We start from the raw sequence: 26,307 nt of genomic DNA on the forward strand, positions 1-26,307 counted from the left end.
ACGCAGCGCATCCTACTTCGCGTACAGACTCAGCAACTGGCGCGTATAAATTTCAATATTTTCCGGCAAGCTCACATCCAGCGAGCGCAGCAAGGTCTGCGCATGGCGCCGGTAATCCTCCAATTGCGCATCGTGCGTGGCAAAGGCGCGCAGCACGGCCTGGCCAGCGGCATGGCAATCGAACTCCGGATAGTAATAGCCGTAATCCTTGATGAACTCCGAGTTGTGGATCAGCGGGTAGCCGCCGTACAGCGCCTCGTAGTACAGGTAGTTTTGACCGTTTTCCCAGTGATGCGAAATAATGCAGTCGCCGTAATTGGCCATGAATTCGTACACCGCGAAACGTCCCTCGAAAGAAGCCAGACCGTGCTTGACCACGTCCAGCGTGCGGGCGAAGTGCGAAAACTTCAGATGCTCTTTCAGGTGCAACGTATTGCAGACCCGCAGATACTCCAGGAAAGCCGGTTGCGCGCGGTAGGCTTCTTCGCAAGCCAGCATCGGAATCAGCGAAGTTTTGACCATGCAGACATTGGGCTCGAAAGCGCAAACCCGCCAGCGCGGCTTGCCCGGCTGATAGCCGTAACTGAGATGGCCGGGCAGCGTGGCGATGCCCTTTTCAAAAAACAGCGGCGTCCACAAATGCGGAACAATATGCACCGGCGCCCGCGCAGTCAGGGCGAAATAATCTTTGCAGCTGCGCTCGTATTCCGGCAGCGTCCACACCGCGTCATAGGGCTTGTTGCTGCATAAGCCGCCATGCGGTTTGTTGAACATGGCGCGCTCGATGTCGATCACGTAGTCGTTGCCGACCCGCATCCAGGCGTAGCGCCCGCCGCGCTCGCGGAATTGCCGCACCCAGTCTTCATTGAGCTGGGCACTCATCTCCACCACCACATCCAGCGTGTTCAGCGCCTCGTCGAGTCCTATCATGTCGATGCCGAGATCGCTCAGCAGCATGGCGTCGCTGACCTGCTGTGTCTCGCCGTCGAGCACCAGCACCGCGCGCTCCACCGCCGGCGATTGGTTGAACAGTTGCACCAGGAAGGCACAGTTCTGAAAGATGCCGTTTTCCCAGATCGACTGCGGCCCTTTGCGCACATGCAGGGTCACGCCGACCCGCAGTTTGCGTTGCGGTAAAGCGCTATTCAAAGTGCTCATGCCTGCCCCTCTACGGTGTGTTGCAGCCGTTTCACGAATGCTTCCACATTGGCGGGGTGGGTCGGACTGAGATCACCCAAAAACGCCGCGCCGGCGCGTTTGTAGTCGTCCCAGAAATCCGGCTCTTTATGCCAAGCGTCGAGCAGTGCGCGACCGCCGGCGCTGGCCTCGAAATCAGGATAATGAATGCCGACGCCGGCCGCCTTCAAATAGTCCGAATTGTGGATCAGCGGATAGCCGCCGTAGAGCGCGTCGTAATACAAATAATTCATCTCGCATTCCCATTGATGCGATACCACCGCATCCATTTTGTGCACCGCCATGCATTCTACAAACGCCACGCGCGGTTCATAAGTGGCCTTGCTTTGCTGGGTCAGGTCGAGATTGATGGCGAACCGGTTGAAGGTCGGATGTTCCTTCATCTGCAGCGTGTTCATGACCATCATCGTGCTCACCGATTGCGGCTCCAGACGGAAGGCTTGCTCGCATACCAGCATCGGAATAAAACAGCTTTTGACGACCGAGATATTCGGCTCGAAAATCGCGGTGCGCCAACCGCGCCGATTTTCACCGGCATTCGGCTTGGCGTTCGGCTGATAACCGAAACGATGGCCGTCTTGTTCGACCTGGTCGATCTGCCTTTGAATAAACAGCGGCGACCAGATATGCGGCATGGCGCAGACCGGCACCCGCGACACCGTGCGCAATAGCGGACCGCTGGCTTTCATGTGATGCGGCAAGGTCCATATTTCATGCCACGGCGTGCCGTTGAAAATCTGGCCGCTAGGGCCATCGAACATCGGGCTCTCGGCGTTATCGGCATAGGTGTGGCCGACGAAGAAAGTGATGATCTTGACGCCCAGTGCTCGCACATGGAGCAGCCACTCCAGCGGCAGTTGCGCCCCCATCTCGATCACCACATCCAGCTCGTGCGTCACGTCCTGCGGCTTGACCAGCGGCGCGTCGAGACCATCGAATCCCATCTCGACAGGTATGTGATCCAGATTGCCGCCGTTCAGCAAAAACACGCGTCCGACCTGAGGGCTGCTCTGCAACAGCAGCACCAGAAAAGCCAGATTTTGATTGATGCCGTTGGACCAGAGCTGCGCGCCCTGGACCGCAAATACTGAAATTCCTACATTGATTTTTTTCATGGAGGGCGACGTATTAAAAACCGTTTTGGAAATGACTGTTCATCACGCAATCGTCTGCCGCATCAGCGTCGTCAGCAAGCGCTCATACTCCGCGCTGACCTCGGGGCAGCCTGGCAAATAACGTCCCAGCACCTGGCGCTGGCGAGTCAGGTAATCCTGCCAGACGGCATCGTGATTGGCCAATGCATCGAGCAGTCTGCGGCTGCCGGCCTGCACATCATTGCCATCGTAGTAGTAGCCAAGATCGCTGCACATATAGGCGTTATGGATCAGCGGATAACCTTGCCAGCAAACGTCGAAATAAAAATAATTCAACGCGTTTTCGATCTGGTGAGAAATCACCACGTCGGTCATCTGGTTAAGAAACTGCGGCGTATCGAAGCGGCCAAGAAAAACCGCCTTGTGCTGACGCACGATATCCAGCTGATTCATGACGGCGATGAATTCCTTGCTCTCGCGCGCCAGCCGCTCGGCATTGGTGACCTGCAAGATGGCGATGTCTTGCGGCTGCCGGCGGAACGCTTCTTCCGCGATGAAAGCCGGATACATGCAAAACTTCACAATATCGTGATTGGGCTCCATCACGGTCAGGCGCCTGGGGCCGCTGCGTGGGCGATATTCGCCGTGATGCTCGAAGCCGCGGCTGCGCTCGTCGACGAATACCGGGTCCCAGACAAACGGCACGACCTGGGCCGGACGCCGGCGCAAGGTTTCAAAGTAGGACTGGCTGTTGGTAGCCACCTGCGGCACCATCCAGATGGCGTCGTAACGCTGGTTGACGAACAAGTCGTAACCCCACATCGGCCGATTGAACAGCACCGACTGCATCACATGCACGTACTCAAACCCGCAGCAATACGAAACCAGCCGCGTCCCTTGCTGCTTCAGATAGTCGGTCTGATTGGCGTCGATCTGGCCACCCAGTTCGATCATGATATCCAGGTCGTCTTTGGCCTGCTCGAACGTCACGGTCGGCCAGCGCGTTTGATCCCACGGCAAAGCGGCGGTGATGGCAACTGCGGTGGTATTGACCAGGCGTACCGACTGCACGCTCGGACACTGCTTGAGCGCCTCGGCCAGATACACCGCGTTCTGCTTGATGCCGTTATTCCATAAGGATTCGTTTTCCTGATGCAAACCAATCGTGATGCCTATGCGTAATGAGCCTGTGGCGCCTGTGGATGCGTTCATATTTTTGTTGTAAACGTGCGGTGGAATGAGTGCGGATAAAGACGTTAGCGCGTCAGCGCGGGCGATTGCGTCTGTTCTGTCCAGCCGTACTGCACGTAGCGGCGAATGATCAGACAACCTGGAGGCGAATCGACCAGCGACACCGAGCCGCCTGGCTCAGCCGCCGACACATACACGGTAAAAGTCGGCAGCAAGGCACTGGCGCGATACCCTTTCAGCTCCGTTTCGGCGATGCTCTTGCAAGAGTAAGGCGCAATCGAGATGCGTTCTGCGGCAATCGAGCAGGCGCCATTTTCCTGCGGCACCGCGGTGATCGAAACCGCTGCGGAGGCTCCGGCATATTCGACCCCGGTCAGCGAGAAAAACGGCCCGCGATCCGGATGCGCCCGATCCCAGTCGACCAGCACATCGTGCGCGCGCGTACCGTTGATCGCCAATCCCGACAAGCGCGTGATGGCGGGCTGGCACTGTTTGACGCCGACGCTGCGCGCAGCCTCGGCCAGCAAGTTCAACGGAGCGGCAGGGGCGGCGCGCGCCGCTGTTGCGGGACGCGTTTGCGCATGCAGTGCAGCGCTTGTCAGCATCAGGAAAATCGCGGCACCGGCCGCCATTCGGGGGATTGTCATTTGATCTTTTTGGATAAGCGCTGCAACCGTCGACTCTTGGTCGGCCGGCCGCATCAGAATGTCAGAACGGCATTATATTGCGCGTATCTTGGCGGCAACGAAATATGTCATCGCTTATGACTGCAATACCACAGGCACGCCACCCTGTTGACTGATCATCACCGATAACGCGGCAAAAAATTCGGATCCATCGCGCGTATTCAACCAGGTGTCGCCGTGCTGCCGGTAATGAAAACCGCCGGACTTTGCGGCGATCCATAATTCCTGCATCGGCGCCTGGCTGTTGACGATGATCTTGGAGCCGACAAACTCGATCTCCAGCACGTTGCCATTGCGGCTACATTCCACATCGAGATCGGTGCTATCGCTGACCTGCTCCAGCGCCGTCTCTATCTTGCTCAAAGCAGCCTCGGCCGCGGCCAGGAATTCTGATTCCGTCATGCTACACTCCAATCCGTTTCGTTAAACAGTGATTCTAATCCGTGAAACCCACTTTTGATTTGCCGCGCGTCGCGATGGTTACCGCCATGCTTGCCCTGCTGACCGCCTGCGGCCAAAAAGGTCCGCTGTTCATGCCCGCAAAACTGCCGCCGCCAGCGGTCAAGACGACACCAGCAACACCCGTTAAACCCGATGTGCCGGAAACGCCGGACGCACCGGCAACCTCACCACCTGCTACCAGATAATTGGCTTTCCTATGTCGTATTTTTCGTACAAGAATGGCGTCCTGCACGCTGAAAACGTTGCACTGAGTGCTATTGCCCAACAGTTCGGCAGCCCCACTTACGTCTATTCCAAGGCCGCACTGGTCGAACATTTTTCCGCCTATCACGATACCTGCAAGCTGCATGGCCGCGACGACACCGGCGCAATGATCTGCTATTCGGTCAAATCCAACTCGAACCTGGCAGTCCTGCAATTGCTGAACCAGCTCGGCTCCGGTTTCGACATAGTCTCGGGTGGCGAATTATTGCGCGTAATCGCAGCCGGCGGCGATCCTCGCAAGGTGATTTTTTCCGGCGTCGGTAAATCCCGGGACGAAATGCGACTGGCACTATCGCACGATATTTTTTGCTTCAACGTTGAATCGATTCCCGAGTTGCATCGGCTTAACGAGGTGGCCGGCGCAATGGGCAAGCGCGCCGCCATTTCACTACGCGTCAACCCGAACGTCGATGCCAAGACCCATCCGTATATCTCGACCGGCCTCAAGGAAAACAAATTCGGCGTCGCCTACGACGAAGCGCTGGCTTGCTACCGCACCGCTGCGAGCCTGCCGCATATCGAGGTGGTCGGGATCGACTGCCATATCGGTTCGCAATTGCTGGACGATGCACCGTTGCTGGAAGCACTCGACAAGGTGATCGAGCTGATCGACCAGTTGCACAGCGAAGGAATTCAGCTGCACCACCTGGATATCGGCGGCGGCATCGGCATCACTTACGACGATGAAAAGCCGGTTGCCATCACCGACTATCTGGGCCGCTTGTTTGCCCGTGTCGACGCCTGGCGTCAGCAAAAATACCAGGGTGCGCCGATCAAGGTGATGTTTGAACCGGGCCGTTCCATCGTCGGCAATGCCGGCATCCTGCTGACCGAAGTCCAATACCTGAAACACTCTGCGGCGAAAAATTTCGCGGTGGTCGATGCCGCCATGAACGACTTGATGCGGCCGGCGATGTATGAAGCGTGGCACGGCGTGCAAGCTGTGCTGCAACGCCCTACCGCCAGCCAGACCTACGACGTGGTCGGTCCGGTATGCGAATCGGGCGACTGGCTGGCGCGCTCGCGCTCGCTGGCGATCGAGCAAGGCGATTTGCTGGCGATTATGTCGGCCGGCGCCTATGGCATGACGATGGCGTCCAATTACAACACGCGCGGGCGCGCGGCCGAAGTGATGGTGGACGGTGATCAGGCGCACCTGATTCGCAAGCGCGAAAACCCGGGCGACCTGTTTGCGCTGGAATCGACCTTGGCCTGAACGGCGCCACCCAGCTTTTTTTAGCGGAAAAAGTTAGCTGGCGACAGCGTCGCCAGCGACACATCAGGGCGCCTCGAAAAACCGTAGCGAGCGGCTCAAGGTCGGGGCGAGAAGCGCAGCCGTACAAGAGGTACGGCGAGCATCACAGCCCCGAGATTGAGCCGCGCAGTAGGTTTTCGAGGTGCCCATCACAATTCGCCGTAGGAATGCAAGCCGGACAGGAACATATTGACGCCGAGGAAGGCAAATGTCGTCACCAGCAAGCCGATCAGCGCCCACCACGCAGCTACCTGACCGCGCAGTCCCTTCATCAAACGCATATGCAGCCACGCCGCATAATTGAGCCAGACGATCAGGGCCCAGGTTTCCTTCGGATCCCATGACCAGTAACCACCCCAAGCTTCAGCCGCCCACAGCGCGCCCAGGATGGTCGCGATCGTAAAGAACGTGAAGCCGACTGCGATCGCCTTGTACATCACGTCGTCCAACACTTCCAGCGACGGCAGGCGATCGACCAGATAGCCGTGCGACTTCAGCAGATACGCCACCGACACCATGGCCGCCAGCGAGAAGGTGCCGTAGCCGATAAAGTTTGCCGGCACATGGATTTTCATCCACCAGCTTTGCAATGCCGGCACCAGCGGTTGAATTTCCGCGGCGTCGCGCGACACCATGTACCACAGCAAGAACCCGACCGCGGCCGAAATCACCAGCAGCACGAAAGCGCCTAGCTGGCGGGTGCCGTAGTGATGTTCGTAATACAGGTAAAACAAGGCCGTGATCAGGCTGAACAGGACAAATACTTCGTACAGGTTGGAGATCGGTATATGGCCGATATCGGCGCCGATCAGGTAGGACTCGTACCAGCGCACCAGCATGCCGGTAAAGCCCATCACCACCGCAGCCCAGCACAACTTGGAACCGATCGATGCGCCAAATCCGGAACGCGTAATCAATCCGCCCCAGAAAAATAGCGTCGACAGGAAAAACAGCGTGCTCATCCACAGGATCGCGGACTGGCTGGAGAGCATATATTTCAGGAAAAATTTCTGGTTGGCCATCTCGAGCGCACCGCCGTACATGGCAATCGCCGACAACGACAATACTGCGAGCAATGCGATCAGCCAGCGCACCGACTTCCAGTGCCAGCCGAGCCAGGCGAAGGTCGGGGCCGCCAGCACCAGTACCGCCTTTTCGTAATAATCCATGTGCGCGCCGTAGCGCGTCAGCGCGAACAACGAGGCCGCCACCAGCGCCACCGCGTACAGCCAGTCCAACACCGACAGGCGCTTGAAAAAGCCGTTCGGGGGCGAATAAGTTTGCGTCAGTTCCATATTTTCTCCGTATCGTTCTTTAGCAGCGCCGGTGGCGTGCACTGGAACTCATGTTGTTGCTTGCATGTCGTGGATGACGTCTGCACATCGTTGCACGCCAGTTCGATTTAAGTTTCTGATTGCATCAATTGCGTTCGCAACACTTCAAATTCTTTCTGGAAGTCTAGCGTCTTGCGCTGCGAGCTCATCGCCATCAGCGCATGCGACTGCCCATCCGCATCCTTGCCGGGCCGGATCCACACCCACACCCGGCGCTCACGCACATACAGCATCGAGAACACTCCTAATACCAGTAGCAGGCAGCCCAGATAAACCACTTTTTTACCGGGTGAACGAGTGACCTGGAATACCGACGCCTTGATTTCGTCAAAGCCGGTCATTTGCAGATACACAGGCGCATTATAAAAGTTTGCATCCGACATCGCATTGGTGCTCAGCTGCAAAAAGCGCGCGTGTTTGTCGTCGCTGGGCACTTCTTTCAGGCCGTCTTTCTGACGCGCCACTTGCCACAAATCCCACATGCCGCCGTCGAGAATTTTCATGAAAATATCGGCAGCCTTTTCCTGTTCTTGCGGCGGCACCCGCGCCAGGAAGTTGGAAATCGCCACGTATCCGCCCTGCTTGCCGTCACCCGCGAACAATGACAAACCCTTGATCGCGGATTGCTGCAACTGCGTGCGCAACAGTTCGATGCCGTCGCGACTTGCGGGCAGCGCACGTTGCGCATAACGCTGCGCCGCCATGCTGCGCAACTCCGGATTCATCAATGCCGCGCGCAGCCGCATCCACTCTTCAACCGAGTCGTTGTCGTCCGCCGGAATACGCAAATAGCGGAACGGTTCATCCGGCATATCCCGGACGCCGGCCAGGAATACATACGCATCGCCAACCTTGATTGGCTGCATGTAGTTGCTGAATTCACGCGCCTGGCCGGTCTTGTCGCGCAGCTTGTATTGCACGCTGGGCCCGACATTTTTCAAGTCTTTCTTATTGGCGCTTTTGGCGCCGGAACCCAGGTGCTCGCTCAGATCGTCCGACAGGCGTTGATGCAGACTCTTGGCCTTGGTGACGGCCCGCAAATCATCCCCAGCCTGCGCCATATTCTCCACATTAAATGGACGGAAGCCAGACCATTCAATCGTATAGTCGGTATTGCCGGCCAACGGCGTTGAGCCATTCACTTCGCCGGATAGCGGGAAGCTTGCCTGATTGGCCCCGACCATCGGATACGCGCTCAATTTCAGCTTGCTGCCGCCGTCTTCGAAGCTCGACTGGTAAACCGCAATTCCCTTGTAAATCAGCGGTTGATTGACTTTAATCGTGGCAGGGAAAGTCTCCCCGCTGACGTTGTCCCGGATCACGACTTCGCTGGCGAACAGCTTCGGCATGCCGGTGCTATAGAAGTCGATAATGAATTTCTTCAGCTGAATGGTGAACGGCAAATCCTGGATCAGCACACCGTCTTTCTGCGGGATGATCGCCGTGCTGCTGGCCGAACCTTCGGGGATCAGGGTGTTGCCGCGGAAAGTCGGATTGCCGAGACCGAGGCGATGTTCTGCCGGGATTTCGGCAATGATGCCGTTGCCGTTAAAAGGCGTTTTGCCATAAATCCATTGCTGTACGCGAATCGGCAAATCGGAATCGAGCAGACCGCCGAGACATATGATCACGATCGCACTGTGCGCGAAAATATAGCCCCACTTGTTGGCCGCGCCCTGCTTGGCGGTAATCAAGGTGGCATCGTCTTTGGCGACGATCTTGGTCTTGTAGCCTTTGGCCGCAATCCGCGCCGCCAATTGCTGTGTCAGCACAGCCGGCGCGGTGATCGAGGTCCACTCGGCCTTGTGATGAAAGTTGCGCAATGATTGCTCGCGCACATGTTCGCGCCAGCTGCGCATGTCTTTCAGCATCTTTGGCGCATTGCGGATAATGCACAGCGAGGTGGACGCGACCAGAAACGTCATGATCAACAGGAACCACCACGACGAATACACGGCGTACAAACCCAGCTTGCCGAACACTTCAAACCAGAATGGGCCGAACTGATTAACGTAATTCGGCATCGGCTCATTTTGCTTGAGCACGGTACCGATGATCGATGCAATCGCAATGATCGTCAGCAAACTGATGGCGAAGCGCATCGACGACAGCAACTCGACGGCATCGGCCAGCCAGCGACGATTTGTCTTCAACTCAATTCCTGCAGTACTGGTGCTGTCACTGTTATTTGTCCGCATAGCAAGTTGGTCTTTTAAAAGAAAAAGGGGCGGCCTAGGCCACCCCCTGAATGCATGAATTGACTATTGGCGTTACTTCAATCCGGCGATGTAATCGGCAACCGCCTTCATTTCATCAGCGGACATGCGTCTGGCGATGGCATCCATTTGCGGGCTGTTCTTACGTGTGCGGTTGTCGAAGTTGGCCAACTCGGCAACCGTGTAGTCCTGATGCTGGCCGCCAATGCGTGGGAATTGGTTCGGGATGCCGGCGCCGGTCGGACCATGGCAAGCGGCGCAGGCGGGGACATTCTTCTCTGCGATACCGGCACGGTAAATTCTCTTGCCCAGGGCCAGCGTATCCTTGTTTTTTGCTGCGCCCGGTTTGGGTGCTTGCGCTTCCAGATAGGCCGCGATGTTTTTCATTTCATCGTCGGTCAAGACCTTGGCCAACGGCGACATGATCGGATTGCTGCGATCGGCGCCTTTGAAATCGGTTAATTGCTTGTGGATGTATGCACTGTGCTGACCGGCCAGTTTCGGGTTTTGGCTGATGGTGGATGCACCGGCTGCGCCATGGCAGGAAACGCAGGCGGTAATATTGCGGGCCGCGTCGCCACTGGTATAGAGCGCTTCGCCTTTGGCTGGATCTGCTTTGGCAGCTCCGGCTTTTGGATCTTCGGCTGCATGAGCAACAGAAGCAAACGCCAGCATTGCGGCGAACAAGGATTTTGCTATTGGAAAAAACGCACGGTTCATTCACACACCCTGAGACTAAATTATTGAAATTCTGCCCTAATGGCGACGGTATTATTGCCGGCACTTCCACTGGACACCTCGGAAAACCTACTGCGCGTCCCAATCTCGGAGCTGTGATGCTCGCCGTACCTCAGTACGACTGCGCTTCTCGCCCCGACCTTGGGTCGCTCGCTACGGTTTTTCGAGGTGCCCCCACTATGTCTGCGTATGACGAAAACCCTGAGGCCACTTCATCGACATGCCCCGCATAGCTCGGTACTGCTACAAGACATAACCCCTTATTGTACAATAGCTTTCCGGCATTTTTGTCTTCCCCTACTGCATTTTCTGCTCACTCCATGTCCCTACTTTGGCAAGCCCGCTTCTTTACTACGGTCAACCACCTTCGCGACTTGCCAACATTGCAAGTTCCCGAAATAGCTTTCGCCGGCCGTTCCAACGCTGGCAAATCGACCGCCATCAATCTGCTGTGCAATCAAAAAAAGCTGGCATTTGCGTCCAAAACACCGGGCCGCACGCAACACATCAATTACTTTTCGATTGGCGGCGCGCATGTCGGCCAGCATCGCAAGGATGAAACCAAGGTCGATGAAATCCGCTCGATGCTGGTCGACTTGCCCGGCTATGGCTACGCGGAAGTGTCCGGCTCCGCCAAACTGCATTGGCAAGCATTGCTCGGTGACTATGTTCGCCGCAGACAGCAATTGGCCGCACTGATCCTGATCGTGGACTCGCGCCGGCCTTTCACCGAACTCGATGTCCAGATGGTCGAATGGTTTGCTCCCACCGGAAAACCGATTCACTGCATCCTGAGCAAGTCCGACAAGTTAAATCGCAACGACGCCACCAATGCATTGCGCCAGGCGCGCACCTTCCTGGCGAGTTATGTCGATGAAAACAACCAGCCGCTGCCATTCACCGCACAATTATTTTCGGCATTGAATCGCAATGGATTGGAAGAAGCCAATGAACGTATTCTGGCGCTGGCCGGCCTGGCAACCCCGGATGATGCGGGTAGCGATGCGGCAGTTGATCCGGAAAAATAGTAGAGAGGAAACTGGCGAGCAAGCACGGCAATGCGTACGTCAGAATGCTCAGGCATAAATCAAAAAGGCCCTGGAGAAAGGGGAATATCTCCAGGGCACAATGCCTTATCACTAGAAGCGATACGGCCCCGCTCAGGGAGGAAAGCGGGAGGCGAATAATGCACCTATTGCTAGGAGATGGACTACGCCGAAAAAGTTCACGTTTTTTTATGATTTTTTATTATCCGCAAAAATATCATCGAACAATCTGCTCAAGATCGACAGTGAACGAACCGCGGTCCGCCGCACATCCTCCGAAATATTGAACGCGCGATACAATCCTGAGCAAGTTGCAACGACCCACTCACCCCCCATCTCTGACAACGATATGCCACGCTCACAAAACACCGCCAGATACCCTGCAATTCGCATGCGCCGTATGCGCAAAGATGCATTTTCGCGCGCAATGATGCGCGAGAACACCGTGACCACCGCCGACCTGATTTATCCGGTGTTTATACTGGACGGCAAAAATCAGCGCGAAAAAGTAAGCTCGATGCCCGGCGTCGAACGCGTGTCGATCGACTTGCTGCTGAACGTCGCGGAAGAATGTGTCGCACTGGGCATCCCGGTCATCGCGTTATTTCCGGTGATAAATCCATCGCTGAAAACCCCGGACGGGATTGAAGCGACCAATCCAAAAGGCTTGATCCCGCGCGCGGTGCGCGAGTTGAAACTGCGCTTCCCGGAACTCGGTGTGTTGACCGACGTTGCCCTCGACCCATACACCAGCCACGGCCAGGACGGCGTACTGGATGCCGACGGTTACGTACTCAACGACGAGACCTGTGCAATCCTGGTCAAGCAGGCGCTGGCTCAGGCCGAAGCCGGCGTCGATATCGTGGCGCCGTCCGACATGATGGATGGCCGCATCGGCGCCATCCGCGCCGCACTGGAATCGCATCAATATATTTACACCCGCATCATGGCGTATTCCGCCAAGTACGCATCGGCTTTCTACGGCCCTTTCCGCGACGCCGTCGGCTCATCCGCGACGCTTGGCAAAAGCAATAAAAACACCTATCAAATGGATCCCGCCAACAGCAACGAAGCGCTGCACGAAGTCGCGCTCGATCTGGCGGAAGGCGCCGATATGGTGATGGTCAAGCCGGGCATGCCTTACCTGGATATCGTGCGCCGGGTGAAGGATGAATTCAAAGTGCCGACCTTTGCCTACCAGGTCAGCGGCGAATACGCGATGATCAAGGCGGCGGCGCAAAATGGCTGGCTGGATCACGACAAAACCATGATGGAAGCCATGCTCGCATTCAAGCGCGCCGGCGCCGACGGCGTGCTGACTTATTTTGCGCTGGACATCGCCCGCCACTTGAAGAAGGTCTGATAAAACAAGCAGGCGGATCCGCGAGATCCGCCTGCTTTGCCCCCCTCCCCGCCTAGCCCTGCCTGGAATCGATCCAGCGTCCGCATCCAGGCTAGTTGCCCATGCGCAAAAATGCCCCCGCTTTTTCTTGCACTCTCGGTTACCATTCAAACCAATAACGACCGATCGCATGCAATGCGACAAGGAGACCTTCATGCAAGAAAAAGTGATCACGCTGGCGACGCCGGTTTTCTTCCTATTAATCTTCACTGAGCTAATCGTCGGCCTGCTCAGGAAACGCAACACCTACCGCGTCAACGATGCCATCAACAGCATCAGTCTCGGCGTCTTGAGCCAGATCTCCGGCGCCTTCATGCAACTACTGCGGATCGGCATTTATGCCTGGCTGGTTCGGCATGTGGCACTACTTGAATTGCCAGCCAATAGCATCTGGGTGTGGGTCTCCGGTTTGCTGCTGTACGATTTCTGTTACTACTGGCTGCATCGCTTTGGCCATGAAGTCAACATCCTGTGGGCCGCCCATGTGGTGCACCATCAAAGCGAGGAATACAACCTGTCGACCGCGCTTCGCCAGACCAGCAGCGGCGCGCTTTTGGGCTGGATTTTTTATGTGCCGATGGCGCTGCTCGGCTACCCGCCGGAAGTTTTTGCGGCAGTGGCACTGATCGACTTGATCTATCAATTTTGGGTGCATACGCAACAGATCGGCAAGCTCGGCTGGTTTGACCGGGTGTTTGTATCGCCATCAAATCATCGTGCGCATCACGCCGTCAACGACGTCTATCTCGACAAAAATTACGGCGGCATTTTGATTTTGTGGGATCGCTTATTCGGCACCTTCACCGAAGAGCAAGATCAGGAGCCGGTGGTCTACGGCACCCGCAGTCCGCTACGCAGCTGGAACCCGGTGTGGGCAAATTTGGAAGTGTATAAAGCGCTCTGGCTCGACGCCTGGCGCGCGCGCCAGGTCGGCGACAAATTGCGCGTCTGGATTGCCCGGCCCGGTTGGCGTCCGGCCGATGTCGCCGCCGCGTGGCCCAGCTCGCAGTTCGACATCGGACGTCCGCTTTATCATCCGCAACTTACACGCCCGGCACAAATCTATTGCTTGCTGCAATTCACCATCGTGCTGCTAGTCACCACCCACTTCCTCGCGGCACAAGCCACCGTTCCGCAACTGGAGTGCCTCGCCTATGCAGTCTGGCTCGGCGCCGGATTGTGGATAGTTGGCGGCTTGATGGAAATGCGCCCGCTATATGTCGCACTGGAAGCGCTTCGACTGATGGCAACGGCTGCCGGTGTATTACTCGGTCATGCGTGGTTTGGGGCTGTACCGTTAGCACCGCTGGCACAAGGTTGTATCATCGCGCTGTCGCTCGCGTCGCTAACCGCACTCTGGCGCATTTTCAAACGCTTACCGACCACGCATGGATATCTTTCTCATCAGTGACAACCAAGTCACGCAAATCAGCGAAACACCAGACTCGGCACCAGCTCAAGGTTTTCTGTGGATTGACGCCACCCATGAAGAAATCGCCGCCAATCCCGAGGCCTGGCGCGATGCGATTGCCCGCGCCACAGGCACCCAGATATACGAGCCGCATCTGACCGATGCAATCAATCCGAATCATCCGTCGTACTTCGATTCGACCCAGGATTACGGCATGGTCATATTTCGCAAACTTTCACTGAATGGCGATGCCGACAATGTCACCGACGCCAATGGCAGCAGCACGCTCGAAAGCACCGCCCCTCAATCCGCAACCGTTGAAAGCGCCAGCAGCAAACGCAGAATACCTGCGGCACTGAGCAAGCTGGCGACGCAGCCGGTCATGTTCCTGATCATGGATCGCGCATTGATTACCGTGCATGAGCGCTATAGCCGCACTATCAGCGCTACGCGCAACCGCTTGCTCGACTTTTGCAATCGATCCGAGAAAGCGCTGCACGCCACTCGGCTGCCGACCTCGCCGGAAGATTTATTGCTGCGCCTGATCAATGCGATGGTCGATCAATATCTGGATTTGCGCCAACCGCTCACGACCCAACTGGATCGCTGGCAACGAGCCTTGCTCGACCCGCGGCGCCCGTTCAAGGATTGGCTGGCCTTGCTGGATGCGCGGATCGAATTGCGCAAGCTGGAAAACCTGTGCGAAGAACAGCACGACGCGATACAGGAGTTACGCGATTATTTCGTCGACACTGAAGACGGCCTTGAAATAAGCCGCGCCAAGGATTTGCTGCTGGTACGCATCCATGACGTGATGGAACACATTACCCGCGTGCTGAATCATGCGCGGCGGCTTGAGTCTTCGATCGAATCGGCGGTACAGATTCATTTCTCGGCGGTTGCTCATCGCACCAACGAGATCATGCGAACCTTGACGGTGATCACTGCGCTGTTCATGCCATTGACGCTGATTACCGGGATTTTCGGCATGAATTTCAACGAGATGCCGCTACTCAAAAACAATGCCGGATTCTGGATCACGATGGCCAGCATGGGCGTGATTGTGATCGCCATGCTGCTGTTCTTCCAGCGTCGTCGTTACCTGGAGAATCAGATTATTGACCGGCGCTAACAGCGCTGCACGCAGCCTGTTAGGCACACAAGAAAGCCCCGCCAAACTCGATGCTTGAATTTGACGGGGCTTCAAAGATCTTCACTAGCGGATGCGCTATTTTCAATTGCGATTCGGTTGCGGAGTCAGCCGCAAATAAGGCCGTATAGCCTTATACCCTTTTGGAAATCTGCGCTTGATTTCTGCTTCATCCTGCAACGACGGCACGATCACAACCTCATCGCCATCCTTCCAGTTGGCTGGCGTTGCAACCAGGTGGTTATCCGTCAATTGCAAGGAATCGATGACGCGCAGGATTTCATCGAAGTTGCGTCCGGTGCTGGCCGGGTAGGTGATGGTCAGACGCACTTTTTTGGCTGGATCGATCACGAACAAGGAGCGGACAGTGGCCGTGGCGCTGGCGTTCGGATGAATCAGGTCGTACAGGTCCGATACCTTGCGGTCGGCATCGGCAATGATCGGAAAACCAACCACGGTGTTTTGTGTTTCGTTGATGTCCTTGATCCATTCCAGATGTTTGTCGGCCGGATCGACCGACAGTGCAATCACTTTGACACCGCGTTGTTCAAATTGCGATTTCAATTTGGACGTCAGGCCAAGCTCGGTGGTGCAGACCGGCGTGAAGTCGGCCGGGTGGGAAAACAGCACCACCCACGAGTCCCCGGCCCAATCGTAAAAATTGATCTTGCCGAGCGAAGAGTCTTGCTCAAAATCAGGGGCGGTATCACCAAGATGTAGGCTCATATCAGTCTCCTTTAAGTTGCATCGGGTTGCTAGTGCCCTGGGCTATTAATTCAGACCACTAGATACATAGATCCAAAACTATATCTTTGCTGCAAAGAGAAGCTAACGAATATTTTCGACTACTTAAATAACCTGTCGCTATGAGGCCGATACCAGCACTATCCTCAATCCCTACGTCAATCCCTGCGGCCTCGCCAGGTGATTATTTTTGCAGATCCAGCACCGACAGCGACTGCAGGAATTTATCGGCATTTTGATAGCCGATCACCTGGCTCCGAGGTATTTCACGGCCCTGCCGGTCGAAAAATATAATTCCTGGGGGGCCAAACAAATTGAAGCGCTTGAGCATAGCCTTGTCGTCGGCATTGTTGGCTGTCACGTCAATTTGCAGCAACACCATATTGGCGAAACGCGCTTGCACGCGTGAGTCGGAGAAAGTGAATTTCTCCATTTCCTTGCATGACACGCACCAGTCCGCATAAAAATCCAGCAGCGCCGTTTTGCCATTGGTTTGCGCCAGCGCCGCATCCAGATCCGCGACCGACTTGACCCGTACAAATTGCGTATGAGTACTCTGCTGGCCGCTTAAATGTGCCAGCGGCGCCAATACATCGCGACCGCCGGTGACCGCACCAGCCAGTTGCAGCAGTCCACACGCCATCACCACCGTGCCAACCGCTTTCGCCGGCCAGCCGGACGGCTTGCTCCATAAAAGAAATGCGCCGTAGCCAGCGCCCAACAGCGCCCAGCCAAGCATTTGCGCCGACACCGGAATCACCGGCGACACCATCCACAATGCGACGCCCAGCATCAACACGCCGAAGAAGCGTTTCACCGATTCCATCCAGGTGCCGGCACGCGGCAATAACTCGCCGGCTGAAATGCCGACCAGCAGCAACGGTACGCTCATGCCGACAGCCATCGCAAACAACGCACTGCCGCCGATCACGACATCGCGCGTCTGGCTAATATAAACCAATGCGCCGGCCAATGGCGCCGCCACACATGGTCCGACGATCAGCGCCGAAATCGCGCCCATCATAAAAACGCCGATCAGTTTGCCGGCGGATTGCTGGTCGGATGCTTGCGTCAATTTGGTTTGGAACGCTGCCGGCATCTGCAGTTGATACACGCCGAACATCGACAAGGACATCAGCACCATCAGTAACGCAAACGCCGACAACACCCACGGATTCTGCAAGGTCGCAGACAAGCCTTCACCAATCAATCCGGCGGCGATACCGAGTGCGGTATATACCAGCGCCATCCCCAGCGAATAATCGACTGACAGCATAAAGCTGCGTCGACGCCGCACCTGCGTACCTTCGCCGACAATAATGGATGACAAGATCGGCACCATCGGCAATACGCAAGGTGTAAACGACAAGCCGACGCCGAGCACAAAGAACAAGGGCATGATGACGAGCAATTTACCGCCTTTTAACGACGACTCGATGCGACCGATGTCGGCGGCGGGCGCAGCATCTCCCGATGCAGGGGCGACCGCGGTATTGACGTTGAGTGGGCTAGCGCTATTGGCGGCATTGGAGAGTGGGGTGTCGATTGCGCTGTCAGCGTTCCTGGCGTCAGCGATTGCCTTTAACAAACCGCCGCCGCTTTTACCGGTCGGCGACAAACTAATGCGGGATTCCATCGGCGGGTAACACAAGCCCTTGTCGGCACAGCCCTGACCGGTGGCAATCAGCGTAAAGCCGGCACTGGTTTCAACCGGGAGCCGGATGGTGACGCTGTGGTGATAAGTTTCGACATTCTTTTGGAAAGTCTGGTCGAACTTCACGGTGCCGGCCGGGATTTGCGGTTCGCCCAGGCTTGCACCTTCGGCTTTGAAATGAAAACGCTCGCGGTACATGTAGTAACCGTCCGCAATCGCATAGGTCACTTCGGCCGTTTTGGCATCCGCCATGCGTGCTGAAAACTTGAATGCGACCTCGGGCGCGAGGTAATCGTCATCTTCCGCATGTGCCGCAGACAGACCCAGCAGGGACAGCATGACCAGGCACACCGACCATAGTTTGAGAGATTTAAACATTCACATCCTTTTGAGTTTCTGCGGCGATCCAGTCGAGATAGGCCGGCAAGCCTGCCACAATCGGTAGCGCAATAATTGCGGGCAATGCGTACGGATGCACTGCCTTGATCGCATGTTCCAGCTCGGCGTAACGTGCCGCACTGGTCTTGATCAGCAGCGCTACTTCACTTGCCTGTTCCACCACGCCTTGCCAACGATAAACAGATTGTACGACTGGTAGCAGATTGACACAGGCAGCTAATTTACGTTCCACAAGTTGTCGCGCCAATGCCTCGGCGACCAGCAAATCGGGCAAGTTGGTGAGTACCAACAACGCGTCTGACATAGTCGTTCCTCCCACCGATTCCTTACAATAAACGGCGGCGGGTCAACACCACCGCGACGTAAAAACCGAGTCCGCAATAGGCTAGCAGAATCGTCAGATCGGCTATCGGCGCGACAGGCCAGCTACCGAGCAACAATGGCCGCACCAAGTTGACGGCAGCACTCAACGGCAACAAATGCGACACGATTTGCAACCAGCCGGGCAATTGCGCGGTTGGGTAGTAAACGCCGGACAGGAAAATCATCGGCGTCAGCATCAAAGTGAAATAGTAAGTGAAAAAGTCATAGCCCTTAGCCAGCGCGTTAAACACCAGCCCCAGCGAGGCGAACGTCATACCGATCAAAAACAGTAGCGGCAGCACCAGTACCGTATGCAGATGCAAGCCGATGCCGAGTGCGAACATCACACCGAGGATCGCGACGCCAGAAATCAGCGCTTTGGTAGCCGCCCACAACATCTCTGCCAGCACAATGTCGTCCAACGCCAGCGGCGCATTCAACAATGCATCCCAGGTCTTCTGGACATGCATCCGGGAAAACGCCGAGTACAGCGCCTCAAATGAGGACGCCATCATGATCGACATGCAGATCGACCCGGACGCAAGGTAATGGATATACGGAATGCCGTTGATTTGATGCAGCAAACTGCCCAGACCGTAGCCGAAAGCAATCAGCGTAATCAGCGGGTCGGCGATATTGCCGAGCACGCTAGCCAGCGCCAGTTTCTTCCAGACCAGGAAGTTACGCTGCCAGATCGGCCTGAAGCGGCCCGAAAATTCGGGTAATGCATATATATTCATAGGGCCTGTTGACATATAAATTGGGAGTGCGAATGGGTCTAAAACGCTGCAGGGCTAGGCGCAGGTTGCGCAGTTTGGCGAGCCAAACAAGTGACCTGCAACAACGCCATGCAGCGTTTTAGGCCCATTCCCTCCGGGTTCAAACCAAAACGCGCGCCGGACTGCGTTGTGCGCCTTGCAAGGGGGAACCACCCCTTGCCGCGCCACACCCTTGCAGGGCGCATCTGTGCTGGTAAGCGCAGATCGTTACGCAGGCGCGCAGCATACTGCGCGAATTCCCTGCTTCACCCTTGCCGGCACACGTTTTGGTTTGAACGCATCTCCCAATTTATATGTCAACAGGCCCTAGTCCCGCATCTCTCTACCGGTCAGTTTTAGGAATAAGTCTTCCAGGCTGGCAGGACGATGAATATAGCGCACGCCATTGGTCACTTGCAGTTCTTGCAGCAAGAGCTGGGCATCGTCGGTGTAGCAAAATGCGGTTTCGCCGCTGATCTCAATCCGTACGGAGTTATGCTTGCCGGCGGCCTCGACCCAGGCCTTGGCATTCTCGCCGTAGACCTCTACAACTTCCGCCTCGATATGCTCGGCGATCAGGTTGCGCGGCGTGCCCTCGGCGATCTTGCGGCCATGGTCCACCACGGCCAGGCGATCACAAAGGCGTTCGGCCTCGTCCATAAAATGGGTCGTCAGGAAAATGGTCTTGCCTTGACTCAGCAGCATCTTCAGCCGTTCCCAAATCATATGCCGCGCCTGCGGATCAAGACCGGTGGTCGGCTCATCCATGAACAGCAGATCGGGATCGTTGATCAGCGCCCGCGCGAGCGTCAGGCGACGCCGCATGCCTCCGGACAGTTCGCTGATTCGGGCATCTTTTTTGGCTGTCAGATTGGAAAACTCCAACAGCATCGGGATCCTGGCCCGGATCTCGGCGTCGCCTATGCCGAAGTAACGCCCAAACACTTGCAGGTTTTCCGACACAGTGAAATCAGGATCCAGGTTATCCGCCTGCGGCACCACCCCGACCCGCAGCCGCGCCGAACGCGCCTGAGAAGGAATCGCATGTCCAGCCAAGGTAATTTCGCCGCTGTCGGCAGTGATCAGTCCAAGACATAAGCGCAAGGTTGTGGTCTTGCCTGCGCCATTGGGACCGAGCAGGCCGTAGCATTCGCCACGTCGCAACGCAAACGACAAATCGTCAATGACAACCGAACTTGCGCCGGCGCTGTTGAAGGATTTACGTAAATTCGTGACCGTAAGAATATTCGATTCGATATGGGGCACTGGAATTGGCGGCATGTTGGGTTGACAGATTTTTACAGTGAGCGAAGAAACACAAAATCGTCGTTGAAAATAAAAAAGCCAGGCTAGGCCTGGCTTTTCATTTTAACGCAGCTCGTAAGCTGACGCTTTGCATTACTCTGCAGTCACTACTTCTGCAGCATCGCTGACTTCCGGACGGTCGAGCAGCTCGACGTATGCCATCGGCGCATTGTCGCCAACACGGAAACCCATCTTCAGAATACGCAGGTAACCGCCATTGCGATTTGCGTAGCGTGGGCCCAGTTCAGCGAATAGCTTCAAGACCATTTCACGGTCGCGCAGACGGCTGAATGCCAGACGCTTGTTAGCCAGTGTATCGGTCTTGCCCAATGTCAGGATCGGCTCGATGACGCGGCGCAGTTCTTTTGCTTTTGGCAGAGTGGTCTTGATCGCTTCGTGACGCAGCAGCGAAACAGTCATGTTGCGCAGCATTGCCAGACGGTGGGAAGAAGTACGATTTAATTTACGAAGACCGTGACGGTGACGCATGGTAATTCCTTTCAGTTTTTGAGTTTAAATCCAGCTCTTCGATCGATTTCAGCAATGCTGCCTGGTCGCGGGCCGGTTTATGTGAATGAAGCAAATGGTGAAGCTATAAAACGACATCAGGGGCGAGATTTTATCCCACCCCTGACGGAACAACAAATATTACTTTTCCAGACCGGCAGGCGGCCAGTTTTCCAGCTTCATGCCCAGGGTCAGACCACGGGATGCCAGAACTTCCTTGATTTCATTCAAGGACTTACGGCCCAGGTTCGGAGTCTTCAACAGTTCATTTTCGCTACGTTGGATCAGGTCACCAATGTAGTAAATGTTTTCTGCTTTCAGGCAGTTGGCCGAACGCACGGTCAATTCCAGATCATCCACTGGACGCAACAGGATCGGATCGACTTGCGGTGCGCGGGATGGCGCTTCAGCAGCTGCTTCAGTGCCTTCCAGTGCAGCGAATACATTCAGTTGATCGACCAGCACGCGTGCCGATTGACGAATCGCTTCTTCCGGTGTGATCACGCCATTGGTTTCAATGTTGATGACCAGCTTGTCCAGGTCGGTACGCTGTTCCACACGTGCTGATTCAACCGCGTAGGAAACACGACGAACCGGCGAGAACGACGCGTCCAGAATGATACGGCCGATGGTCTTGTTCGCATCTTCAGTCAGACGGCGGACGTTACCTGGAACGTAACCGCGACCTTTTTCAACCTTGATCTGCATATCCAACGCGCCGCCGGCGGTCAGGTGCGCGATCACGTGATCCGGATTAACCAGTTCGACGTCATGTGGCAGATCGATGTCGGAAGCCAGTACAGCGCCTTCGCCATCTTTTTTCAATGTCAGTGTGACTTCGTCGCGATTGTGCAGCTTGAATACGACACCCTTCAGATTCAACAGGATATCGACTACGTCTTCTTGCACGCCGTCCAGCGACGAATATTCGTGAACCACGCCAGCGATGGTCACTTCGGTTGGCGCGTAACCCACCATGGAGGACAACAATACGCGGCGCAATGCGTTACCCAGAGTGTGGCCGTAACCACGTTCAAACGGCTCCATCACGACTTTAGCGTGGCCGGCACCCAGGGCTTCTACTTCGATAATACGTGGCTTCAACAAGCTGTTTTGCATGAAATGTCCTCTTCAATACCCTCGGTTCGTTACACCGATAAGGCTGATGGCATTATGAAAAAAGCCCATCCACGAATGGATGGGCAGGAAAAACTAAAATTAACGCGAGTACAGTTCGACGATCAGCGATTCGTTGACGTCGTTAGCGATTTCGTTACGATCCGGCAGGGACTTGAAAGTACCTTCCATTTTCTTCGCATCAACCGAAACCCACGATGGCACGCCACCTTGTTCTGCCAGCGACAACGCTTCAACGATACGCACTTGCTTCTTGGCTTTTTCGCGAACAGCAATGACGTCGCCTGGTTTCACTTGGTACGAAGCGATGTTGACCACGTTACCGTTAACGGTGAACGCCTTGTGCGAGACCAATTGACGGCCTTCAGCACGGGTCGAACCAAAACCCATACGGTAAACGACGTTGTCCAGACGCGCTTCCAGCAACTTCAACAGTGTTTCACCGGTGTTGCCCTTGCGACGGTCCGCTTCAGCGAAATAGCGGCGGAACTGACGTTCCAGAATGCCGTACATGCGTTTTACTTTTTGCTTTTCGCGCAGTTGGTTACCGTAGTCAGAGGTACGGGCACCAGAAGTACGACCATGCTGGCCTGGCTTGGAGTCCAGTTTGCACTTGGAATCCAGCGAGCGACGAGCGCTCTTCAGGAACAGGTCCGTGCCTTCGCGGCGGGAGAGTTTTGCTTTAGGTCCGATATAACGTGCCACAATGCTTCCTTTAAAAATATGACGCCGGCAGCCGTAACTTGATGTCGTCGGCTGACCCTGCGCTAGTCTGACTCACTTGCAATCAGACGGTGGGCTTAAGAACAAAACCCGCCAAGGTCATTGGCGGGTAACTTGTATTCTGCTGTTCAAGAAAAACAGCGAATATCAGAATCGACTTAGATACGACGACGCTTAGGTGGGCGACAGCCGTTGTGCGGAACTGGAGTCACGTCTTGAATCTCGGTGATTTTTATACCCAGATTGTTCAATGCGCGAACTGCAGATTCACGACCTGGGCCTGGGCCCTTGATGCGAACTTCCAGATTCTTTACGCCACATTCCACAGCCACTTTACCGGCCGCTTCAGCTGCAACCTGCGCTGCAAATGGAGTCGACTTGCGGGAGCCTTTAAAGCCAGCACCACCAGATGTCGCCCATGACAACGCGTTACCTTGACGATCGGTAATCGTGATGATGGTGTTGTTAAAGGACGCGTGAATGTGTGCGATGCCTTCTGCAACGTTCTTTTTAACTTTTTTACGCACACGTGCTGCTGCGGCGCTATTTGGGGACTTTGCCATAATAATTTCCTTGATCCGACTACCTAAATTTAATTATTTGCGAGACAGAGTTTAAAAGTCGCCGCAGCGCGACGAATTACTCTGTCCCCAACTAATTAATAAGCGCCTAAATTACTTCTTCAGCGATTGAGCGGCTTTGCGCGGGCCCTTGCGGGTACGAGCATTGGTACGAGTGCGTTGACCACGGCAAGGCAAGCCTTTGCGATGACGCATACCACGATAGCAACCGAGATCCATCAAACGCTTGATGTTCATCGACAGTTCACGACGCAGATCACCTTCAACGACGAATTTTGCAATTTCGTCGCGCAGCTTTTCCAGTTCGCTATCGTCGAGATCTTTGATCTTCTTCGTAGTCAAAATACCCGTGCTTTCGCAGATTTCCTGTGCGCGTGGGCGGCCAACACCGTAGATGGCTGTGAGGCCGATAACAGTGTGCTGATGGTTGGGGATATTGACCCCTGCAATACGTGCCATTCGTTATTCCTCGATCAATAACGTTAATTAACCTTGGCGCTGTTTATGGCGCGGTTCCGTACAAATGACGCGGACAACGCCTTTGCGCTTAATGATCTTACAGTTGCGGCAGATCCGCTTGACTGATGCGAGCACTTTCATTTTTGCCCTCTTTCGTTCTAGGTTCTAATTGCTGTTACTTGGTACGGAACACAATCCGTGCCCGGCTTAAATCATAAGGCGTCAATTCTACCGTCACCTTATCTCCTGGCAGGATGCGAATATAGTTCATGCGCATCTTGCCAGAAATATGACCGAGGACGATATGTCCGTTTTCCAACTTGACTCTAAATGTTGCATTGGGGAGATTCTCTAGAATCTCGCCTTGCATCTGGATAACGTCGTCTTTTGCCATTCGGTCTACTGGTTCCTCTGGTCGCTCATTTCAACTTAGCGCGTCGAAATGCCGCCCTTGAAGTTTGCTTTACGTAGCAGCGAATCATATTGCTGCGACATCACATAATTCTGCACTTGTGCCATGAAGTCCATGGTAACTACAACGATAATCAACAGCGATGTACCACCAAAATAAAACGGTACTTTCCAGCGAGCGATCAAGAATTCCGGCACCAAACAGACAACCGTAATATAAACCGCGCCAACTAGCGTCAAACGCATCAAGATCTTGTCGATATAACGTGCAGTCTGTTCACCTGGACGAATCCCCGGCACAAAAGCACCGCTCTTCTTCAGGTTATCTGCAGTCTCTTTGCTATTGAATACCAACGCGGTATAAAAGAAGCAGAAAAACATGATGGCAACTGCATACAACAGAGCATGAATCGGTTCACCAGGAGCCATCGATGCCGACAGGTCTTTCAAGAAATTGACTACTGGATTCGTAGAATTACCAGAAGTAAACCAACCCGTGATTGTCGCAGGAAACAAGATGATCGAGGAAGCAAAAATAGGAGGAATCACACCAGCCATATTCAACTTCAAAGGCAAATGGCTGCTTTGACCGCCATAAATCTTGTTACCGACCTGGCGCTTGGCATAGTTCACCAATATTTTGCGCTGACCACGTTCAATAAACACGACCAGGAAAGTTACGCCTGCTGCAATCAAACAAATCAAGATTGCCGACAACGCACTCATCGAACCAGTACTAACTTGGCCAAACAAACCGCCGACAGCACTTGGCAAGCCAGCTGCGATACCTGCAAAGATGATGATAGAGATCCCGTTACCAAGACCACGTTCGGTAATTTGCTCACCTAACCACATCAAAAACATGGTCCCTGTCACCAGCGTAACCACAGTAGTGAAACGGAAGGCAAGACCTGCATCCAGCACCAATCCAGGTTGCGACTCTAAAGCTACAGCAATACCTAAGGCCTGAAAGGTCGCTAACAGCAACGTACCGTAACGCGTATATTGCGTAATCTTGCGACGCCCCGACTCACCCTCTTTTTTCAATGCTTCCAGCTGAGGCGAAACGATCGACATCAATTGCATAACAATCGACGCCGAAATATACGGCATGATACCCAATGCGAATACTGTGAACCTCGACAGCGCACCGCCCGAAAACATGTTAAACATTCCCAGAATACCGCTCTGGTGCTGCCTAAACAATTGAGCTAACTGTGATGGGTCAATCCCTGGAACAGGAATGTGCGCACCAATACGATAAACAACCAGTGCCGCAAGCAGGAACCACAGACGGCCCCATGGGAAGCCGCTCGCAGCACTCTTTGCAAGTTGGGGGGAAGTCGCCAATTATTGCTCCGAGTTAGGATGCCAAATTAAGCAACGGATCCGCCGGCCGCTTCAATCGCAGCTTTTGCACCTTTGGTAGCGATCAATCCCTTGAGCGTTACTTTTTTAGTGACTTCGCCCGACAGAATAACGCGTACCACACGTGCCAGCTCGCCGATCACGCCAGCTTGCTTCAAAACCAGAATATCGACTTCTGTCACTGGCAGGTTTTCCAGGTCAGACAAGCGAACTTCCGCTTTGTACGGAGTTGCCATCGACTTGAAACCACGCTTAGGCAAACGACGTTGCAAAGGCATTTGACCGCCTTCAAAACCGACCTTGTGGAAACCGCCTGAACGCGACTTTTGACCCTTGTGACCACGGCCGGACGTTTTGCCCAGGCCAGAGCCGATACCACGACCAACGCGACGCTTGTAATGCTTGGCGCCATCAGCAGGTTGAATAGTATTCAATTCCATAATTTGCTCCGT

The 26,307-nt window shown here is 55.1% G+C and carries 28 protein-coding genes; 6 read left to right on the forward strand and 22 right to left on the reverse strand.

Annotated elements, in window-relative coordinates:
* Nucleotides 1-12: 12 nt before the first annotated feature.
* The 5 genes from ACFPM8_RS03370 to cyaY form a co-directional block, all read right to left on the reverse strand.
* Nucleotides 13-1,158, reverse strand: coding sequence for a DUF2827 domain-containing protein (locus ACFPM8_RS03370; RefSeq protein ID WP_378994983.1), 1,146 nt, complete (start codon nucleotides 1,156-1,158; stop codon nucleotides 13-15).
* Nucleotides 1,155-2,312: a DUF2827 domain-containing protein gene (locus ACFPM8_RS03375; protein WP_378994985.1), complete on the reverse strand. Its 1,158-nt coding sequence runs from the start codon at nucleotides 2,310-2,312 to the stop codon at nucleotides 1,155-1,157. The genes ACFPM8_RS03370 and ACFPM8_RS03375 overlap by 4 nt, the downstream gene beginning before the upstream one ends.
* Nucleotides 2,313-2,354: 42 nt before the next feature.
* Nucleotides 2,355-3,503: a DUF2827 domain-containing protein gene (locus ACFPM8_RS03380; RefSeq protein ID WP_378994987.1), complete on the reverse strand. Its 1,149-nt coding sequence runs from the start codon at nucleotides 3,501-3,503 to the stop codon at nucleotides 2,355-2,357.
* A gap of 44 nt (nucleotides 3,504-3,547) precedes the next feature.
* Complete coding sequence (locus ACFPM8_RS03385) at nucleotides 3,548-4,129, reverse strand: hypothetical protein (RefSeq protein ID WP_378994989.1); 582 nt, start codon at nucleotides 4,127-4,129, stop codon at nucleotides 3,548-3,550.
* A gap of 114 nt (nucleotides 4,130-4,243) precedes the next feature.
* The gene (gene cyaY / locus ACFPM8_RS03390; RefSeq protein WP_378994991.1) at nucleotides 4,244-4,570 is read right to left on the reverse strand and encodes an iron donor protein CyaY; all 327 of its coding nucleotides are present in this window, start codon (nucleotides 4,568-4,570) and stop codon (nucleotides 4,244-4,246) included.
* Between the two features lie 41 nt (nucleotides 4,571-4,611).
* Here cyaY and lptM point away from each other — a divergent pair, with 41 nt between their 5' ends.
* Together lptM and lysA are read left to right on the forward strand one after the other, a co-directional pair.
* Nucleotides 4,612-4,815, forward strand: a complete 204-nt coding sequence (gene lptM, locus ACFPM8_RS03395) for an LPS translocon maturation chaperone LptM (RefSeq protein WP_378994993.1) — start codon at nucleotides 4,612-4,614, stop codon at nucleotides 4,813-4,815.
* An 11-nt stretch (nucleotides 4,816-4,826) separates the two neighbouring features.
* Complete coding sequence (gene lysA / locus ACFPM8_RS03400) at nucleotides 4,827-6,110, forward strand: diaminopimelate decarboxylase (protein ID WP_378994995.1); 1,284 nt, start codon at nucleotides 4,827-4,829, stop codon at nucleotides 6,108-6,110.
* A 188-nt stretch (nucleotides 6,111-6,298) separates the two neighbouring features.
* Here lysA and ccsB read toward each other — a convergent pair whose 3' ends face one another.
* The 3 genes from ccsB to ACFPM8_RS03415 form a co-directional block, all read right to left on the reverse strand.
* Nucleotides 6,299-7,444, reverse strand: coding sequence for a c-type cytochrome biogenesis protein CcsB (gene ccsB / locus ACFPM8_RS03405; RefSeq protein WP_378994997.1), 1,146 nt, complete (start codon nucleotides 7,442-7,444; stop codon nucleotides 6,299-6,301).
* A gap of 107 nt (nucleotides 7,445-7,551) precedes the next feature.
* Nucleotides 7,552-9,681 (reverse strand): cytochrome c biogenesis protein ResB, encoded by a 2,130-nt coding sequence (locus ACFPM8_RS03410; protein ID WP_378994998.1) that lies wholly within the window; start codon nucleotides 9,679-9,681, stop codon nucleotides 7,552-7,554.
* Nucleotides 9,682-9,753: 72 nt separating this feature from the next.
* Nucleotides 9,754-10,419 (reverse strand): c-type cytochrome, encoded by a 666-nt coding sequence (locus ACFPM8_RS03415; RefSeq protein WP_378994999.1) that lies wholly within the window; start codon nucleotides 10,417-10,419, stop codon nucleotides 9,754-9,756.
* 338 nt (nucleotides 10,420-10,757) lie between these two features.
* On the opposite strand from ACFPM8_RS03415, the gene yihA reads away from it, so the two are divergent.
* From yihA to ACFPM8_RS03435, 4 genes are all read left to right on the forward strand, one after another.
* The gene (gene yihA / locus ACFPM8_RS03420; RefSeq protein ID WP_378995001.1) at nucleotides 10,758-11,465 is read left to right on the forward strand and encodes a ribosome biogenesis GTP-binding protein YihA/YsxC; all 708 of its coding nucleotides are present in this window, start codon (nucleotides 10,758-10,760) and stop codon (nucleotides 11,463-11,465) included.
* Between the two features lie 367 nt (nucleotides 11,466-11,832).
* Nucleotides 11,833-12,846, forward strand: a complete 1,014-nt coding sequence (gene hemB, locus ACFPM8_RS03425; RefSeq protein WP_378995003.1) for a porphobilinogen synthase — start codon at nucleotides 11,833-11,835, stop codon at nucleotides 12,844-12,846.
* 193 nt (nucleotides 12,847-13,039) lie between these two features.
* Nucleotides 13,040-14,296 (forward strand): sterol desaturase family protein, encoded by a 1,257-nt coding sequence (locus ACFPM8_RS03430; RefSeq protein ID WP_378995005.1) that lies wholly within the window; start codon nucleotides 13,040-13,042, stop codon nucleotides 14,294-14,296.
* A complete protein-coding gene (locus tag ACFPM8_RS03435) occupies nucleotides 14,274-15,428 on the forward strand; it encodes a magnesium transporter CorA family protein (RefSeq protein ID WP_378995007.1) in 1,155 nt (384 codons plus the stop codon). Before ACFPM8_RS03430 ends, ACFPM8_RS03435 begins: the two co-directional genes overlap by 23 nt.
* Before the next feature lie 102 nt (nucleotides 15,429-15,530).
* Here the strand turns inward: ACFPM8_RS03435 and ACFPM8_RS03440 are convergent, their stop codons facing one another.
* From ACFPM8_RS03440 to rplO, 14 genes are all read right to left on the reverse strand, one after another.
* Nucleotides 15,531-16,172, reverse strand: a complete 642-nt coding sequence (locus ACFPM8_RS03440; protein WP_378995009.1) for a peroxiredoxin — start codon at nucleotides 16,170-16,172, stop codon at nucleotides 15,531-15,533.
* A gap of 202 nt (nucleotides 16,173-16,374) precedes the next feature.
* On the reverse strand, nucleotides 16,375-18,222 hold the full coding sequence (dsbD, locus tag ACFPM8_RS03445) for a protein-disulfide reductase DsbD (protein WP_378995011.1): 1,848 nt from the start codon (nucleotides 18,220-18,222) through the stop codon (nucleotides 16,375-16,377).
* A complete protein-coding gene (gene cutA / locus ACFPM8_RS03450; RefSeq protein WP_378995013.1) occupies nucleotides 18,215-18,547 on the reverse strand; it encodes a divalent-cation tolerance protein CutA in 333 nt (110 codons plus the stop codon). The genes dsbD and cutA overlap by 8 nt, the downstream gene beginning before the upstream one ends.
* A 22-nt stretch (nucleotides 18,548-18,569) precedes the next feature.
* Nucleotides 18,570-19,346 (reverse strand): ABC transporter permease, encoded by a 777-nt coding sequence (locus tag ACFPM8_RS03455; RefSeq protein ID WP_378995015.1) that lies wholly within the window; start codon nucleotides 19,344-19,346, stop codon nucleotides 18,570-18,572.
* Nucleotides 19,347-19,691: 345 nt separating this feature from the next.
* Nucleotides 19,692-20,645, reverse strand: a complete 954-nt coding sequence (locus ACFPM8_RS03460) for an ATP-binding cassette domain-containing protein (protein ID WP_378995017.1) — start codon at nucleotides 20,643-20,645, stop codon at nucleotides 19,692-19,694.
* Between the two features lie 117 nt (nucleotides 20,646-20,762).
* Complete coding sequence (gene rplQ, locus ACFPM8_RS03465; protein ID WP_378995019.1) at nucleotides 20,763-21,158, reverse strand: 50S ribosomal protein L17; 396 nt, start codon at nucleotides 21,156-21,158, stop codon at nucleotides 20,763-20,765.
* A gap of 159 nt (nucleotides 21,159-21,317) precedes the next feature.
* Nucleotides 21,318-22,295 carry a DNA-directed RNA polymerase subunit alpha gene (locus ACFPM8_RS03470; RefSeq protein WP_014004419.1) on the reverse strand — a complete coding sequence of 326 codons (978 nt, stop codon included), beginning with the start codon at nucleotides 22,293-22,295 and terminating at the stop codon, nucleotides 21,318-21,320.
* A gap of 99 nt (nucleotides 22,296-22,394) precedes the next feature.
* Nucleotides 22,395-23,018 carry a 30S ribosomal protein S4 gene (gene rpsD, locus ACFPM8_RS03475; RefSeq protein ID WP_378995022.1) on the reverse strand — a complete coding sequence of 208 codons (624 nt, stop codon included), beginning with the start codon at nucleotides 23,016-23,018 and terminating at the stop codon, nucleotides 22,395-22,397.
* Nucleotides 23,019-23,194: 176 nt separating this feature from the next.
* On the reverse strand, nucleotides 23,195-23,599 hold the full coding sequence (gene rpsK / locus ACFPM8_RS03480) for a 30S ribosomal protein S11 (RefSeq protein ID WP_378995024.1): 405 nt from the start codon (nucleotides 23,597-23,599) through the stop codon (nucleotides 23,195-23,197).
* 111 nt (nucleotides 23,600-23,710) lie between these two features.
* Nucleotides 23,711-24,076, reverse strand: coding sequence for a 30S ribosomal protein S13 (gene rpsM, locus ACFPM8_RS03485; protein ID WP_378995026.1), 366 nt, complete (start codon nucleotides 24,074-24,076; stop codon nucleotides 23,711-23,713).
* Nucleotides 24,077-24,103: 27 nt separating this feature from the next.
* Nucleotides 24,104-24,217 carry a 50S ribosomal protein L36 gene (gene rpmJ, locus ACFPM8_RS03490; protein ID WP_014004415.1) on the reverse strand — a complete coding sequence of 38 codons (114 nt, stop codon included), beginning with the start codon at nucleotides 24,215-24,217 and terminating at the stop codon, nucleotides 24,104-24,106.
* A 34-nt stretch (nucleotides 24,218-24,251) separates the two neighbouring features.
* Nucleotides 24,252-24,470, reverse strand: a complete 219-nt coding sequence (gene infA / locus ACFPM8_RS03495; RefSeq protein ID WP_014004414.1) for a translation initiation factor IF-1 — start codon at nucleotides 24,468-24,470, stop codon at nucleotides 24,252-24,254.
* Between the two features lie 35 nt (nucleotides 24,471-24,505).
* The gene (secY, locus tag ACFPM8_RS03500) at nucleotides 24,506-25,837 is read right to left on the reverse strand and encodes a preprotein translocase subunit SecY (protein WP_378995029.1); all 1,332 of its coding nucleotides are present in this window, start codon (nucleotides 25,835-25,837) and stop codon (nucleotides 24,506-24,508) included.
* 26 nt (nucleotides 25,838-25,863) lie between these two features.
* A complete protein-coding gene (gene rplO / locus ACFPM8_RS03505; protein ID WP_061532022.1) occupies nucleotides 25,864-26,295 on the reverse strand; it encodes a 50S ribosomal protein L15 in 432 nt (143 codons plus the stop codon).
* Nucleotides 26,296-26,307 lie beyond the last annotated feature (12 nt).

It is taken from the genome of Paraherbaspirillum soli, from assembly GCF_042654985.1.
In the GTDB taxonomy this organism is placed as follows: Bacteria; Pseudomonadota; Gammaproteobacteria; order Burkholderiales; family Burkholderiaceae_D; genus Paraherbaspirillum; species Paraherbaspirillum soli.

What these genes read in the sequence shown, in the direction of transcription:
- cutA (WP_378995013.1), bottom strand. Translation starts at nt 18,547, where the DNA reads ATGTCAGACGCGTTGTTGGTACTCACCAACTTGCCCGATTTGCTGGTC.
- ACFPM8_RS03470 (WP_014004419.1), bottom strand. Translation starts at nt 22,295, where the DNA reads ATGCAAAACAGCTTGTTGAAGCCACGTATTATCGAAGTAGAAGCCCTG.
- hemB (WP_378995003.1), top strand. Translation starts at nt 11,833, where the DNA reads ATGCCACGCTCACAAAACACCGCCAGATACCCTGCAATTCGCATGCGC.
- ACFPM8_RS03375 (WP_378994985.1), bottom strand. Translation starts at nt 2,312, where the DNA reads ATGAAAAAAATCAATGTAGGAATTTCAGTATTTGCGGTCCAGGGCGCG.
- ACFPM8_RS03430 (WP_378995005.1), top strand. Translation starts at nt 13,040, where the DNA reads ATGCAAGAAAAAGTGATCACGCTGGCGACGCCGGTTTTCTTCCTATTA.
- ACFPM8_RS03370 (WP_378994983.1), bottom strand. Translation starts at nt 1,158, where the DNA reads ATGAGCACTTTGAATAGCGCTTTACCGCAACGCAAACTGCGGGTCGGC.
- dsbD (WP_378995011.1), bottom strand. Translation starts at nt 18,222, where the DNA reads ATGTTTAAATCTCTCAAACTATGGTCGGTGTGCCTGGTCATGCTGTCC.
- lysA (WP_378994995.1), top strand. Translation starts at nt 4,827, where the DNA reads ATGTCGTATTTTTCGTACAAGAATGGCGTCCTGCACGCTGAAAACGTT.
- ACFPM8_RS03455 (WP_378995015.1), bottom strand. Translation starts at nt 19,346, where the DNA reads ATGAATATATATGCATTACCCGAATTTTCGGGCCGCTTCAGGCCGATC.
- ACFPM8_RS03440 (WP_378995009.1), bottom strand. Translation starts at nt 16,172, where the DNA reads ATGAGCCTACATCTTGGTGATACCGCCCCTGATTTTGAGCAAGACTCT.
- ACFPM8_RS03410 (WP_378994998.1), bottom strand. Translation starts at nt 9,681, where the DNA reads ATGCGGACAAATAACAGTGACAGCACCAGTACTGCAGGAATTGAGTTG.
- ACFPM8_RS03415 (WP_378994999.1), bottom strand. Translation starts at nt 10,419, where the DNA reads ATGAACCGTGCGTTTTTTCCAATAGCAAAATCCTTGTTCGCCGCAATG.
- rpmJ (WP_014004415.1), bottom strand. Translation starts at nt 24,217, where the DNA reads ATGAAAGTGCTCGCATCAGTCAAGCGGATCTGCCGCAACTGTAAGATC.
- rpsM (WP_378995026.1), bottom strand. Translation starts at nt 24,076, where the DNA reads ATGGCACGTATTGCAGGGGTCAATATCCCCAACCATCAGCACACTGTT.
- rpsK (WP_378995024.1), bottom strand. Translation starts at nt 23,599, where the DNA reads ATGGCAAAGTCCCCAAATAGCGCCGCAGCAGCACGTGTGCGTAAAAAA.
- ACFPM8_RS03460 (WP_378995017.1), bottom strand. Translation starts at nt 20,645, where the DNA reads ATGCCGCCAATTCCAGTGCCCCATATCGAATCGAATATTCTTACGGTC.
- rplO (WP_061532022.1), bottom strand. Translation starts at nt 26,295, where the DNA reads ATGGAATTGAATACTATTCAACCTGCTGATGGCGCCAAGCATTACAAG.
- rplQ (WP_378995019.1), bottom strand. Translation starts at nt 21,158, where the DNA reads ATGCGTCACCGTCACGGTCTTCGTAAATTAAATCGTACTTCTTCCCAC.
- ACFPM8_RS03380 (WP_378994987.1), bottom strand. Translation starts at nt 3,503, where the DNA reads ATGAACGCATCCACAGGCGCCACAGGCTCATTACGCATAGGCATCACG.
- yihA (WP_378995001.1), top strand. Translation starts at nt 10,758, where the DNA reads ATGTCCCTACTTTGGCAAGCCCGCTTCTTTACTACGGTCAACCACCTT.
- ACFPM8_RS03385 (WP_378994989.1), bottom strand. Translation starts at nt 4,129, where the DNA reads ATGACAATCCCCCGAATGGCGGCCGGTGCCGCGATTTTCCTGATGCTG.
- infA (WP_014004414.1), bottom strand. Translation starts at nt 24,470, where the DNA reads ATGGCAAAAGACGACGTTATCCAGATGCAAGGCGAGATTCTAGAGAAT.
- ACFPM8_RS03435 (WP_378995007.1), top strand. Translation starts at nt 14,274, where the DNA reads ATGGATATCTTTCTCATCAGTGACAACCAAGTCACGCAAATCAGCGAA.
- cyaY (WP_378994991.1), bottom strand. Translation starts at nt 4,570, where the DNA reads ATGACGGAATCAGAATTCCTGGCCGCGGCCGAGGCTGCTTTGAGCAAG.
- ccsB (WP_378994997.1), bottom strand. Translation starts at nt 7,444, where the DNA reads ATGGAACTGACGCAAACTTATTCGCCCCCGAACGGCTTTTTCAAGCGC.